We start from the raw sequence: 13,566 nt of genomic DNA, 5'->3' as shown, positions 1-13,566 counted from the left end.
TCACTGACACGATCTGCCACATTCAGTATCGATTATACTATACGTTTTTGGAAACTGATAAGTTTCATGATTCCAACTGAGATCGCAAAGCCTGAATTTTACAAGCACAACAGAAAAGAGTGGGCACTGCGCCCACCCTTACTGTTGCTGTTCTTCTTTATAATCACATTCAATACATTGCACCTGAACGCCTTTTTTCAGCTTCTTTTCAACAAGCAAATGGTCGCATTTTGGACAGTTGCGCGGCAGTGGCTTATCCCATGAAATAAAGTCGCATTCCGGAAAGCGGTCACAGCCATAAAAAATTCTCCGCTTTTTGCTTTTTCTTTCTATTATATTACCTTCTTTACACTTCGGACACTTTACACCGATATCTTTGACAATCGGCTTTGTATTGCGGCAATCAGGGAAATTGCTGCACGCCATAAATTTGCCATAGCGGCCCATCTTGAAAACCATTGGACTGCCGCAGTTTTCACAATCCTCTCCGGCAGGCTCATCTTTTATTTCGATTTTTTCCATTTCCTGCTCAGCTTTTTCAAGATGTTTGGCAAAATCGGAATAGAAATCGTCAATAATATCAACCCATTTTATTTTTCCGTCTTCGACATCATCAAGATCTTGCTCCATTTTTGCAGTAAATTCAACGTCGAGAATTTCCGGGAAAAACTCGAGAATCAATTCAAGCACGATTTCACCAAGCTCGGTCGGGATAAAGCGTTTATTGTCGAGAGCGACATATCCCCTTTTTTGGATTGTGTCCAGGGTTGGAGCATAGGTGGACGGGCGGCCGATTCCCAATTCTTCAAGGGTTCTCACAAGCCTTGCTTCCGTATAGCGCGGCGGCGGCTGGGTGAAATGCTGTTTCGAATCAAGATCCTTTTTCAACACTTCATCGCCTTCTCGTAAGTCCGGAAGCATATTATCCCGCTCTTCCGTTTGATCATCGGATCCTTCTACATATACTTTCATGAATCCGGCGAACTTTACTTTAGACCCGGTTGCCCGAAACGTTACATCACCATTTTTCAAATCTACACTCATCGTATCCATAACAGCCGGTGCCATCTGGCTTGCGACAAAGCGGTCCCAGATCAGTTTGTACAGGCGAAGCTGGTCACGCGATAAATATTCTTTTAATTCACCAGGTCCACGCAATGTGCTTGTCGGGCGGACCGCCTCGTGCGCATCCTGTGCATTTGTCTGTTTTTTTTCTTTTCGTTTTTCTGTGGCAAGATATTCCTTGCCGAAAGCGTGTTCAATATATTGGGCTGCCTCAGCTTGCGCAAGCTCTGAAACACGTGTCGAGTCGGTTCTCATATAGGTGATTAATCCGACCGTGCCTTCTTTTCCGAGGTCAATCCCTTCATAAAGCTGCTGGGCGAGCATCATCGTCTTCTTTGCCCTGAAATTCAGTTTCCTGGCAGCTTCCTGCTGCAGAGATGAAGTAGTGAATGGAAGTGCCGGGTTGCGCCTCCGCTCTTTTTTCACGACAGAAACGACTTTGAACTTGTTTCCCTTTATCTTGCTTAAAACATTCTTTACATCCGCTTCGGATGTTAATTCGAGCTTTTTGCCATCTACCCCGTAAAAGGATGCTTCAAACATATCCTTGCCTTTTAAAAACTCGCCGCCAATTGTCCAATATTCTTCAGGGACAAAGTCTTTGATTTCCTTCTCGCGATCAATAATCAGCCTGACTGCAACGGATTGAACCCGGCCGGCACTAAGCCCTTTTTTCACTTTTTTCCATAGTAAAGGGCTGATGTTGTAACCGACCAGCCGGTCTAAAATTCGGCGCGCCTGCTGGGCGTCAACAAGGTCCATGTTAATCGGCCTAGGGTGTTTAAAGGATTCCTTAATGGCATCCTTTGTGATTTCATTGAAGACAACCCGGCAATCCGATTCGACATCGACATCAAGGCTGTGCGCCAAATGCCAGGCAATGGCCTCCCCCTCGCGATCAGGGTCAGCCGCTAAATATATTTTCTTCGCTTTTTTAGCAGCGCTTTTTAATTCTTTCAAAACCGGTCCTTTTCCACGGATCGTAATGTACTTTGGCTCAAATTGGTTCTCTATATTTACACCCATTTGACTCTTGGGCAAATCGCGCACATGCCCCATGGATGCTCTAACTTTATATTTTTTCCCTAAATATTTTTCTATCGTTTTAGCCTTGGCTGGCGATTCAACGATTACTAAAAACTCTGACATCCACTAGTCCTCCTTGAGAGGGGATTGATAAATTATCTATATTATTGTGTAAAATGGTCTTGTTGTCAAAACAGTTTTGTTCTTAGACAACTAATTTTAAATGAAAAAGTTAAAAAATCGCTCAACAACTATTTTACAAACACCTGTTGCAAAATGTATAACAGATTTGAAATAATTTCAAGCTTTTTGAAGAATTATTTTCAAAGCCGAGAAAATTTATTAAAAAAATGAACGGTTTTTACAGCATATAACGGCATCGCTAAAATAATTCGTAAACTTGTCATGACTTGAACTCTTCGAGTATATCATCCGCTGTTTTCACAAGCTTGGCTCCCTGCTGGATTAAGTCATTTGTCCCCGCAGAATTAGGACTGAGAATGCTTCCGGGAACCGCAAAAACTTCCCTTCCCTCATTCACTGCAAAGTTTGCTGTAATCAGCGAACCGCTCTTTCTTTTCGCTTCAACAATTAAAGTGCCATGTGAAAGACCGCTAATGATCCGGTTTCGATGAGGAAAATGCCAGCGTGCAGGCTTTGTATTAGGAGGATGCTCGGAAACAATAAGCTGGGATTTCATCATTTCCAAAGCAAGAGGCTGGTTTTCTTTCGGATATATATGATACACGCCCCCAGCAATCACTCCAATCGTACTTCCTCCGTTTTTCATTGCTGCCGAATGAGCTAAAGTATCCACTCCTTTAGCAAGTCCGCTCACAATCGTGATGCCCTTGTTAATTAACGGTGGAAATAAGCTGTGAATCGCCTTTCTTCCATACTCTGTGATTTCCCGTGAACCAACTACGGCCAATAATTTTTTTGCATTTAGGAGCGCAGGATTGCCTTTAATATATAAAATCCAGGGCGGTTGGTAAATTTCTTTTAAAAGCAGGGGATATTCTGTATCAAATAAGGTAATCGCATGGATATTGTTTTCACGATAGCGGTGAATTTGTTCAAGGATGGCATTGGAATGGAGGTCGGTTAACGCTTGGTTGAAATCGGGGGTGGGAAGATGTAGATATTTGTTGCTGTGCCATGCTAAATCATAAATAGATTTCAAATCGGGATCTGTTTTCAGTAAGCGGTAAATGTGCGTCCAGCTGATGCCGCGGCAATGGTGCAAATGGATAAGCTTTAATTTAAAATCATCCATTAATAAACCTCCTAAAGTTGTTATGAATATGAGAAATAGTCCCTCTAAAAGAGGGACTTGAAAGATGAATAAAACTAAATTGCGCGGGCTGTTAGTACGCCGTTGCAACCAGAATGCATGCAACTACAGGCAGGCGAAGACCTAATGGGTTTTACATTGGTCATAAAGGCCTTTTTCCTGAAGAACCTTGATCAAAGTTTCACCCATCACTGACGGAGTTTCTGCCACCTGGATTCCACATTCGTTCATGACGCGGATTTTCTCATCAGCAGTACCTTTTCCGCCGGAAATAATCGCACCTGCATGGCCCATCCGTTTGCCCGGCGGTGCTGTGCGGCCGCCAATAAAGCCGACGACAGGCTTTGTCATATTGGCTTGCACCCATTGTGCCGCTTCTTCTTCGGCTGTTCCGCCGATTTCACCGATCATAATAACTGCATATGTTTCCGGGTCTTCATTGAAAGCTTTTAACACATCAATAAAGTTCGTGCCATTGACAGGGTCTCCGCCAATCCCCACAGCAGTCGATTGTCCAATACCTGCCTGGGACAGCTGGTGAACAGCTTCATACGTTAACGTTCCTGAACGGGAAACAACGCCGACATGCCCTTTTGTATGAATATAGCCGGGCATGATCCCGATTTTACACTCATCTGGAGTAATAACTCCGGGACAGTTCGGTCCGACAAGTCGAGTTTTTCTGCCTTCCATATACCTTTTTACTTTAACCATATCAAGGACAGGAATATGCTCGGTAATACAAATAACTAAATCAAGCTCTGCATCAACCGCTTCTAAAATGGCATCAGCTGCAAACGGTGCTGGTACATAAATAACGGAAGCATTTGCACCTGTTGCCTTAACGGCCTGATCAACCGTATTGTATACCGGCACACCCTCGACTTCGCTGCCTCCCTTCCCGGGAGTAACACCGCCAACGATATTTGTCCCATATTCCAGCATTTGTTTTGTATGAAAAAGGGCTGTTGAACCAGTGATTCCCTGCACAATGACTTTAGTATCTTTATTTATAAATACGCTCAACTTTCATTCTCCTTTCTTCCCGTTATACTAATGAAACGATTTTTTGTGCGCCATCAGCCATCGATTCAGCTGCAATGATATTCAAGCCGGATTCATTCAGAATCTGCTTTCCTAAATCAACATTTGTTCCTTCCAACCGAACAACCAGAGGAACTTCTAAACCTACTTGCTTTGCAGCTTCAACTACACCTGACGCAATAATGTCACATTTCATGATTCCGCCGAAGATATTGACGAAAATACCTTTTACGTTTGGATCAGAAAGGATAATTTTGAAAGCTTCCGTTACCTTTTCGGCAGTCGCGCCACCCCCGACATCAAGGAAGTTCGCCGGGTCTCCGCCATAATGCTTGACAATATCCATCGTTGCCATTGCCAGCCCTGCCCCGTTAACCATGCAGCCGATATTTCCATCAAGGGAAATATAGCTAAGATCGTATTTGGAGGCTTCGATTTCTTTTGGATCTTCTTCTTCAAGATCGCGGTATTCCAAAATATCTTTTTGACGGTATAAAGCATTTGCATCAAAGTTTAATTTTGCATCGAGCGCCATAACTTTTCCGTCACCTGTTACAACAAGCGGGTTTATTTCAGCAATGGAGCAATCCTTTTCGACAAAAGCTTGGTAGAGCCCCATCATAAATTTAACGGCCTGGACAACAAGCTCGTTAGGAATGTTAATATTAAAGGCAATGCGACGCGCCTGGAATGCGGTTAAGCCGACAACAGGGTCGATTTCCTCCTTGAAAATTTTCTCGGGAGTTCTCTCCGCTACTTCTTCGATTTCAGTGCCGCCCTCTTCAGATGCCATTAACACGACTCTCGAAGTAGCACGGTCCAATACTAGACCAATATAGTACTCTTTCTTAATATCACAGCCTTCTTCTATCAGCAAACGCTTAACTTCTTTGCCCTCGGGACCTGTTTGGTGTGTCACCAGTGTTTTCCCTAAAATTTCGTTCGCGTATGTACGGACTTCCTCCAGGTTCTTCGCTACTTTAACGCCGCCGGCTTTTCCGCGTCCGCCGGCATGGATTTGCGCTTTAACAACACAAACAGCAGTGCCAAGTTCTTCTGCCGCTTTTACGGCTTCTTCTACTGTAAAAGCAACCTTTCCATTCGGAACCGATACCCCGTATTTTCTGAGGACTTCCTTACCCTGGTACTCATGTATATTCATTTCCCATCCTCCTTTGATCTGGCAGCTGCGCTGGTCAAGACGCTCTGCTTCAAATTTACAAAAATTAGACTGCGCTTTCATTTTATTAAATGACACATACCTTGTCTAGCATTATGGCAAAAATATTATATGTCTTTTTAAAATTCGGAAAATATGAACCTTTATCAGAAAGCAATCTACTATTCTGGCAAAAAGAAATTTTTCTAATATAATCTTGAGGTTTAAGTGCGTTCGACAAAAAAATCGAACCATTTTTGGTTCGATTTTTTATTTTCCGGCTGCGCGGTCTGTCCGGTAAATGAAGGCAAATACTTCGGCGACAGCACCGTAAAGCTGTTCGGGGATTCGCTCATTTATATCAAGTTCGCTTAAAAGCTCGACAAGGCTTGGGTCTTCCTGGACCGGCACATTATTTTCCTTTGCTTTTTCAAGAATATTTTCAGCAATCTTGCCTTTTCCTTTTGCCAATACCTTTGGAGCGTCGTGCTTGCTTTGATCGTAACCAAGCGCAATCGCAGCCGTTCTGACATATTTCCCGTTATTTTTCATATTCTCACATCGACCCCTTTATATTGCTGCGGATCATAAACAGGACCGACTTTTTTTGAAAATAACGACCCGTCTGTTTTGGCCGGCTGTTCGAATTGAATCGAAGACAGCTGGTAGTCAAGCTCCTGAAGCTTTGTCTTCAATGGCTGGATAAACGGCTGCGCCAGCTCCTTTAGGCCGGATGTGCTGTTTATAATTGAAATATTTAAGACCCTGTTTTGGACCTGCATATCAACGATCGTTTCGTCCAAGTGCTCTAACTGCAAGTAAAATAACACTCTGCAAAAATTCGGGTCAATCGTCCCGTCTTCGTTATTTCTTCCACTCCATTGCATCGTTAAGTCCGTCGTTCTGTCCCAAAAAGAAATCGGGACCTGAACGACAAATTGCTGGAGGGGGCCGGCTTCCTGTGCCAGCACCTGCAAGCCGGTGATCCGGTTTAATACTTGTTCAGCAGCCTCCTTAGCAGCCGTGGGTGACTGTTCATTTAAAAATTGTAAAAGCAGCGGCTTTAAAGATTCTATTTTTTCGCGGCTTAGCTGATTCGGATTTTTCAGCCATTCTGTCAGCTCATATTCGTGGCCAAAGCCAATTGTCCGAATCAGATCCTTCAGCTGGCGGACAATATTGTCCCCCTCTTCCCAATTTGGCAATTTGTGTCCGATCGTGGTTGTTATTTTCTCGATTAAGTTCTTTTCTTGTATTGAAAAAGATAATGGCTGCTCATTTATATCAGTGTTAAGCAGCGCGCTAAGCTGTTCGCGACCTGTTTGGATTTTGTTCACTTCGGAGAAAACGGCTAAAATATCTGCTGCTTTAACAGCGTCTCGCTGTTCAGCAGTTTGGATAAAGGTATCGAGAATATTCCTGATTAAACCGGCATGATTTTTCATGGTTTGCTGGCCCTGGGAAAGGTGCTCGCTTACAAGATTCTGCAGCCTGACTGACTGGGGACTCGTATCTAGCGGCTTCTTCTCGCCGGCAGCCAGTTTTTCAAGCTGCGCAACAACTTCGTGGACCGCTTGTGAATGATTAGCCTCCAGATTTCGATAAAGATCACTAAGCAATGCTATCGTTCTTTGCAGGAATCGACTTTGCCCAGCCAGAATAGGCTTTTTTGAAAAATCAACAAGCCCTGTTTCGATTACTTCCTGCTCGGTTGCTGGGGCCGGAAAGATACCAACCGCCTGCAAAATTTTGAAGGCTGGTGAACTATCACTTTTCGCATGAAGCCACTCTTTGCCAACCAACTCGAGTCCGGCTGCTGCCGTTTTTTCTTTTAGGTTCGAAACGAGTTGAGTAAGGATGGACTTCAACTGTTGGCTGGCTTGAGTAGGCTGTGTATTTTCCAATTCGTCTGCCAGCTTGTGCAAGATTGAATGAAGCGATTCATTTTTTTGAATGGAGGTTAGGGCGGTAAAAACTCCTTTTACGAAAGGCAGCTCCTTCACGACCATTTGTTTGAGCGTTTCAAGCCCGTCATCAAAACTTTTCGAGTCTTTTATCCATAGGGCTGCGCTGTTTAGGACTTCTTTTGTGATTGGCAGCTGCTCCTTCAAAAAGAAGCGGACGATCTCGATGTTTTCTTTTGTTGCCGGAAGTGACAAACTGTTTAAGATTCCTTCCAGCGTTGCTGGAGACCGTCCCCCCGAATCTAATCCAGGCAGCAAAACCTTTAAATGTACTTTCCCTTCACCGGGCTGGACCTGAAACCAATAGCGATCATTGGCAGATAGCGGGGCTTCAAGCTGGGCAATCACTTTTTGTGTACCGATCAGGACTTCGGCTGTCTGGTTCGGAAAAAGTTTTATCAACTTCCCCTGGACGATTTGTCCGGGCTTAAAGCTTGTCGATTTATGTGCGGATAGTGTTTCCTGCCTCAACAACGACTGAATTAAATTTGCCGGTTCCATGCCGCCACCCCTTTCTTCTTATTTCCAGTCCCTTACGGGTGCAAAGCTTTTTCGATGGTATGGAGAAATTCCGTATGTTTGGATCGCTTCGAGATGTTCCTTTGTACCGTATCCCATATTTTTTGAAAAATGGTAGTGGGGATATTGTATGCTCGCCTCTTTCATAAGCCTGTCTCTATACACTTTCGCGACAATCGAGGCTGCTGCGATTGTAATACTGCTGCCATCGCCTTTAATAATTGCCTCATATGGATACGGAGTTTCGAGTTTTACCGCATCAATCAACAAATAATCCGGCTTCGGATTTAATTGAGCGACTGCGGACAGCATCGCCTTTTTCGTCGCTTCGTATATGTTAATCCGATCTATTTCCTCCGCTTCAATTCTTCCTATCCCGATATTCACTGCATACGAGCGGATATATTCATCATATTCCTCTCTTTTTTGCTCCGTCAGCTTTTTCGAATCATCGATACCGGGCAAATAAAAATCGTCCGGCAATATGACGGCTGCTGCCACCACAGGGCCGGCAAGCGGACCTCTGCCAACCTCGTCAATCCCGGCAATCAATTGAAAACCTTCGCTATGTATTCTTTTTTCATGTTGACTCATTAAGGCGAATTTTTTCTGGGCGAGTTTTTTTTGTTCTTCAAGCCGGAGCCATTTTGCTAATAACACTTGAACACCAGCCCGATCATCCTCTTTCAGATGATTGATGAAAGTTCTTGACGGTCTCTTCAGGTGAAATAGCTTCTTCTCGATCTCAGCTATTGTAAGGTTCTTCATAAACGACTCCTTCAATCGTGTTACTTTATGTATCGGATTTATCAAGGCTTTATTTATAGTAAGCGAAATCCTCTTTGTTGCGCAAAACCATTATATGGAATCTTTTCATCTTCATTAAACAAAGGCCCCTTTTCAGAGGCCTTTGTCTTGTCGATTATCATCTTTTTTCTCAAGCAATTGTTCAGGCCTTTCAAACGTCAGCGGACCGAGTCGTTCTGTCCTGATTTCCCTGATTACGAGCTCGCAAACCTTGTCATAGTCCACTTCGCCGCCACCCGTCAAACAGCCTCTGAACCTGCCGATTTCATGGAGCAGCACGACGACATCCTCAGGGATTGTTTCAAGCTGAAACCGATCCTTTAACCGGTATGGATAGGATTTTTCTAAAAAGCGCAAAGCATAAATCGCGATATCGTGCATATTGAGGATTGTATCCTTAATCGCACCGGTTACTGCGAGCTTCAGACCTACTTCCTGATCCTCAAATTTGGGCCAGAGAATCCCGGGAGTATCGAGAAGCTCCAGCTCTTTACCGACCTTAATCCATTGCTGCGCTTTTGTTACGCCCGGTGTATTGCCGGTTCTGGCGATATTTTTCTTGGCAAGCCGATTAATAAGCGTCGATTTCCCGGCATTGGGAATCCCGACAATCATTGCCCGAATTGCTCTTGGCTTTTTAACGCCTTTCGCTCTCATCCGCTCAAACTTTTCATTGAGCGCCTCTTTCGAAGCAGACACAATCTCTTTCATGCCTGTCCCCGCCTGGGAGTTAATCGCAAGCGCCGTGACTCCCTGGTCTCCGAAAAATTGAATCCATTCCCTTGTAACAGAAGGATCAGCCATATCCGCTTTATTCAAAAGAACAAGCCTTGGCTTATGCTGAATGATTTCATCAATCATTGGATTTCGGGAGGAATACGGGATACGTGCATCCACCAGTTCATACACAATGTCAATCAGCTTAAGCTTTTCTGTGACTTCCCTGCGAGCCTTGGCCATATGGCCTGGAAACCATTGGATCGTCAAAGCAGCCACCCCCCTACAGTCTATTTCACGATACGCACGTCTTCTATCGGCCAATAGACGATGTCTGTGTTACCGAGTACTTTTTCCATTGGCACTGTTCCGATATGGCGGCTGTCTTTGCTAAATCGGCGATTGTCGCCCATCACAAATAAATGCCCTTCGGGAACCGTTTCCTGGCCGATTTTTTCTTCGAGTGTAAATGGATCCGTCAACGGGCCGTCAATGACCTGCTGCTTATAAGTATCCAAATAAGGCTCTTCATACGGTTCACCATTTATATAGAGAGTATCCTCCCTATATTCTACCCGATCACCGGGCAGCCCTATCACTCTTTTTATGTAATCTTTATTTTCCGGAGCATGAAAAACAATAATATCAAACCGTTCAGGCTCTCCCCACTGATAGCTGAATTTGTTGACAATCATCCTGTCCTGATCATGAAGTGTCGGCATCATCGACAAACCGTCAACTACAATCGGAGCAAACAAGAAATACCGGATTACGGCAGCAAGTGCAACTGCAATAAGCAGAGCCTTTGTCCATTCCCAAAATTCGTTTTTTTGCTTTGTCATTAGTTCTCCACCATTCCTGCACCTTAAAATATAACTACATAGCTTTATTTTACAAAAGATTCCTCAAATAAACACGAATCAATCTTTTTTTATAATGATTTATCATTGACATGGAGCTAAAAGCCTATGAAAAAGGAGCTTGATCGACCAAGCTCCTTTCATCATACTATTATCGGATTTCTTTAATACGAGCTTTTTTACCACGCAGGTTGCGCAAGTAGTAAAGTTTTGCACGGCGTACTTTACCGCGGCGAATAACTTCAAGCTTCGCAATTTTTGGTGTGTGAACAGGGAATGTACGCTCGACACCTACACCGTAAGAAACTTTACGTACTGTAAATGTTTCGCTGATTCCGCCACCACGACGCTTAATCACTACACCTTCGAAAAGCTGGACACGTTCGCGAGTTCCCTCGATAACTTTTACGTGCACGCGCACAGTATCACCGGGACGGAACGCTGGCAGATCAGAACGAAGCTGAGCTTTTGTGATTTCTTCGATTAATTGTTGCATCGTTTTCAACTCCTCCCACAGATGCTCTTGCACGACTTTCTATGCCTGCAGCGGAACACCGTTATCCAGACCGTGGACATATTTTCATGCCCAAGTCACAAAAAATATCATAACACAAATCGAGTGCTATCGCAATAGCTATTCCCGCTCTTTTACAATTTCAGCAAGCATCTTTTTCTGCTCATCAGATAGCTCGATTTTGTCCAACAAGTCTGATCGGCGTAAATAAGTTCTCCGCAGTGATTCCTTCGTTCTCCACTCATCGATTCGCTTATGGTCCCCGGAGAGCAGAACATCTGGAACCTTTAAGCCGCGAAATTCAGCTGGTCTCGTATAGTGCGGATGTTCCAGGAAACCCGTGCTGAATGAATCGTGGAGATGGGATTCTTCGCTGCCGAGGACATCGGGCAAGAGACGGACAACACTGTCAATTATAACCATCGCACCAAGTTCACCGCCTGTCAGCACATAGTCCCCAATCGAAATCTCATCGGTGACCAAATGTTCGCGAATCCTTTCATCGTAGCCTTCATAGTGGCCGCAAATAAAAATGAGATGTTCTTCCTTTGAAAGCTCCTCTGCTTTCCGCTGCGAAAAGCGTTCCCCCTGGGGGCAAAGCAGAATGATTCTCGGCTTGGATGCCCCAGCCTGTTCCGTTAACGCTGTAATGGCATCGAAAATCGGCTGAGGCTTTAAAACCATTCCCGCTCCGCCCCCGTACGGATAATCATCAACGGTCTTATGCTTGTTGTCAGCATATTCCCGGAAATTCACAACTTTGTAGGAGACTGCGTTTTTTTCTTCGGCCTTTTTCAAGATCGAATGTCCTAAAACACCGCTGAACATTTCAGGAAACAAGGATAAAACGTCGATTTTCATCATGGCAGCAATCCGTCCATAGGCTCGATTAAAATCGTTTTTTCCTTTATATCTACTTTTTTGACGATTTGATCAATATATGGAATGAGGATATCCTTTTCACTTTCCCCTTTGACAACCCAAACATCATTGGCTCCGGGAGTTAAAATTTCCTTGATGATGCCGATTTTTTCACCAGCCATGGTAAATACTTCACAGCCGATTATTTCGTGGAAGAAAAATTCTCCTTCGTCAAGAGCGCCGAGCTGGCTTTCGGAAATTTTTAAAAGGCCACCCTTCATTTTTTCTACTTCACTTATATTTTCATAACCATCAAAGGTTAATAAATCAAAGTTTTTATGGGTACGGTGGCTGCCCACCGTTAATTCAAGCGGTTCTTTGTTATCTTCCAAAAACAAGTAAAGCCGATTTCCCGGTTTGTAACGCTTTTCCGGAAAATCTGTTCTTGAGATTACACGAACTTCGCCTTTAATCCCGTGTGTGTTCACAATTTTTCCGACGTTAAACCACTTCTCCATCGCCATCACCTTTCGCGTATTTCTGCAACAATTCCGTCCTTAACGACAACCGTCTTGCCATGAAGGATATTATCCCAGCTGTCTCCTTCATGAATCTCAACAATTGCCTGTAATTCCTTTTCTTTTAGTTCACTGCCTAACGGTAGCATATGTAATTGCTCCATTTGGAAATCAAGGAGCTTTATTTTTTCCTGGCGAAGCTGAACTTCCCTCTCGAAATGCTTTTTGAGACTGTCGGTTTGAAATTTTTTGGAGCGTTCCACCTTTTTTAATTCAAAGCGCAACTGGTCACACTCCTTTTGGAGCTGCTTTTTATTTTCCTGGTATTTCTCAAAAAGAACATTTTTGCTTTTATCAGTTAAAACTTGCTTGACCACAACAGTTTGGAGTATTTTCATGCAGTGAACCTCCGATCACTTTTTGTCCATCTACGGCTATATTGATCCTGAAACTAAACGGCATACTCCTGTTTATTTAGGCAACTTCATTCGTTTTTCCGTTTAGCTTATTACATTGTGAAATTTAATCAAGTATAAAAAAAGAAGGGTTTCCCCTCCTTCTCTCTGATGGCCAGCTCGGCTATGGATATGCCTCCTCGAGGTAAACGGATCTTTGTTGTCGCATCGCTTGACAGTTGATCAGATTTATGAGGAGAACATCGCACCCGAGCCGGCTGGTTTATTCACTGATTTCTAAGAAAACTTTCTTCTGTTGTGTTGATCCTGCTGCATATACAACGGTTCGAATTGCCTTAGCAACGCGCCCCTGCTTTCCAATTACTTTACCCATGTCACTCTTGTTGACAGAAAGCTGGTAGGTCACGCGTTGACCTTCTTCATGAATATTCACTTGAACATCTTCCGGAAAATCAACTAGGGGCTTAACAATCGCTTCGATTAATTCTCTCATCGCATCAGCTATTACTTGCTATGTTTCGCATTATGGAATTTTTCCATGATGCCTTGCTTAGAGAAAAGGTTGCGAACAGTGTCAGATGGCTTTGCACCTGTTTGCATCCACTTAAGCGCCAATTCTTCGTTGATTTCAACCTGAGCCGGTTCTGCAACCGGGTTGTAAGTTCCGACTGTTTCGATGAAACGGCCGTCACGTGGAGAACGAGAATCAGCTACAACAATACGATAAAAAGGAGATTTTTTAGCTCCCATACGTTTTAAACGAATTTTTACTGCCATTTTAAATAAGCACCTCCGAATAGTT

Annotated in this window: 15 protein-coding genes; all 15 read right to left on the bottom strand. The window is 43.8% G+C overall.

Annotated features, from left to right (window positions below; all coding sequences use genetic code 11):
* Window positions 1–138: 138 nt before the first annotated feature.
* Entirely contained in the window at window positions 139–2,214 is a 2,076-nt protein-coding gene (topA, locus tag CU635_RS07785; RefSeq protein ID WP_101576608.1) for a type I DNA topoisomerase, read from the bottom strand.
* Between the two features lie 280 nt (window positions 2,215–2,494).
* On the bottom strand, window positions 2,495–3,367 hold the full coding sequence (gene dprA / locus CU635_RS07780) for a DNA-processing protein DprA (RefSeq protein WP_101576607.1): 873 nt from the start codon (window positions 3,365–3,367) through the stop codon (window positions 2,495–2,497).
* 141 nt (window positions 3,368–3,508) lie between these two features.
* Entirely contained in the window at window positions 3,509–4,411 is a 903-nt protein-coding gene (gene sucD / locus CU635_RS07775) for a succinate--CoA ligase subunit alpha (RefSeq protein WP_101576606.1), read from the bottom strand.
* Window positions 4,412–4,433: 22 nt separating this feature from the next.
* A complete protein-coding gene (sucC, locus tag CU635_RS07770) occupies window positions 4,434–5,591 on the bottom strand; it encodes an ADP-forming succinate--CoA ligase subunit beta (RefSeq protein WP_101576605.1) in 1,158 nt (385 codons plus the stop codon).
* A gap of 267 nt (window positions 5,592–5,858) precedes the next feature.
* Window positions 5,859–6,140, bottom strand: a complete 282-nt coding sequence (locus CU635_RS07765) for an EscU/YscU/HrcU family type III secretion system export apparatus switch protein (RefSeq protein ID WP_101576604.1) — start codon at window positions 6,138–6,140, stop codon at window positions 5,859–5,861.
* Window positions 6,137–8,053, bottom strand: coding sequence for a hypothetical protein (locus CU635_RS07760; RefSeq protein ID WP_101576603.1), 1,917 nt, complete (start codon window positions 8,051–8,053; stop codon window positions 6,137–6,139). Before CU635_RS07760 ends, CU635_RS07765 begins: the two co-directional genes overlap by 4 nt.
* 18 nt (window positions 8,054–8,071) lie before the next feature.
* Window positions 8,072–8,839: a ribonuclease HII gene (locus CU635_RS07755; RefSeq protein ID WP_101576602.1), complete on the bottom strand. Its 768-nt coding sequence runs from the start codon at window positions 8,837–8,839 to the stop codon at window positions 8,072–8,074.
* 132 nt (window positions 8,840–8,971) lie between these two features.
* The gene (gene ylqF, locus CU635_RS07750; protein WP_101576601.1) at window positions 8,972–9,865 is read right to left on the bottom strand and encodes a ribosome biogenesis GTPase YlqF; all 894 of its coding nucleotides are present in this window, start codon (window positions 9,863–9,865) and stop codon (window positions 8,972–8,974) included.
* 20 nt (window positions 9,866–9,885) lie between these two features.
* Complete coding sequence (gene lepB, locus CU635_RS07745; protein ID WP_101576600.1) at window positions 9,886–10,437, bottom strand: signal peptidase I; 552 nt, start codon at window positions 10,435–10,437, stop codon at window positions 9,886–9,888.
* A gap of 169 nt (window positions 10,438–10,606) precedes the next feature.
* Window positions 10,607–10,951 carry a 50S ribosomal protein L19 gene (rplS, locus tag CU635_RS07740; protein WP_101576599.1) on the bottom strand — a complete coding sequence of 115 codons (345 nt, stop codon included), beginning with the start codon at window positions 10,949–10,951 and terminating at the stop codon, window positions 10,607–10,609.
* Between the two features lie 138 nt (window positions 10,952–11,089).
* Entirely contained in the window at window positions 11,090–11,830 is a 741-nt protein-coding gene (gene trmD / locus CU635_RS07735; RefSeq protein ID WP_180955497.1) for a tRNA (guanosine(37)-N1)-methyltransferase TrmD, read from the bottom strand.
* The gene (rimM, locus tag CU635_RS07730) at window positions 11,830–12,348 is read right to left on the bottom strand and encodes a ribosome maturation factor RimM (RefSeq protein ID WP_101576597.1); all 519 of its coding nucleotides are present in this window, start codon (window positions 12,346–12,348) and stop codon (window positions 11,830–11,832) included. Before rimM ends, trmD begins: the two co-directional genes overlap by 1 nt.
* A 5-nt stretch (window positions 12,349–12,353) precedes the next feature.
* Window positions 12,354–12,746: a YlqD family protein gene (locus tag CU635_RS07725; RefSeq protein ID WP_101576596.1), complete on the bottom strand. Its 393-nt coding sequence runs from the start codon at window positions 12,744–12,746 to the stop codon at window positions 12,354–12,356.
* 280 nt (window positions 12,747–13,026) lie between these two features.
* Window positions 13,027–13,257 carry a KH domain-containing protein gene (locus CU635_RS07720; protein WP_101576595.1) on the bottom strand — a complete coding sequence of 77 codons (231 nt, stop codon included), beginning with the start codon at window positions 13,255–13,257 and terminating at the stop codon, window positions 13,027–13,029.
* Between the two features lie 11 nt (window positions 13,258–13,268).
* Window positions 13,269–13,541, bottom strand: a complete 273-nt coding sequence (rpsP, locus tag CU635_RS07715) for a 30S ribosomal protein S16 (protein ID WP_101576594.1) — start codon at window positions 13,539–13,541, stop codon at window positions 13,269–13,271.
* Between the last annotated feature and the right edge of the window lie 25 nt (window positions 13,542–13,566).

Origin of the sequence: Bacillus canaveralius, from assembly GCF_002860125.1 — a bacterium.
Lineage (GTDB): Bacteria > Bacillota > Bacilli > Bacillales > Cytobacillaceae > Bacillus_BJ > Bacillus_BJ canaveralius.
Note: the sequence above shows the minus strand (reverse complement) of the source record. Positions and strands in the feature narration are given on the sequence as shown.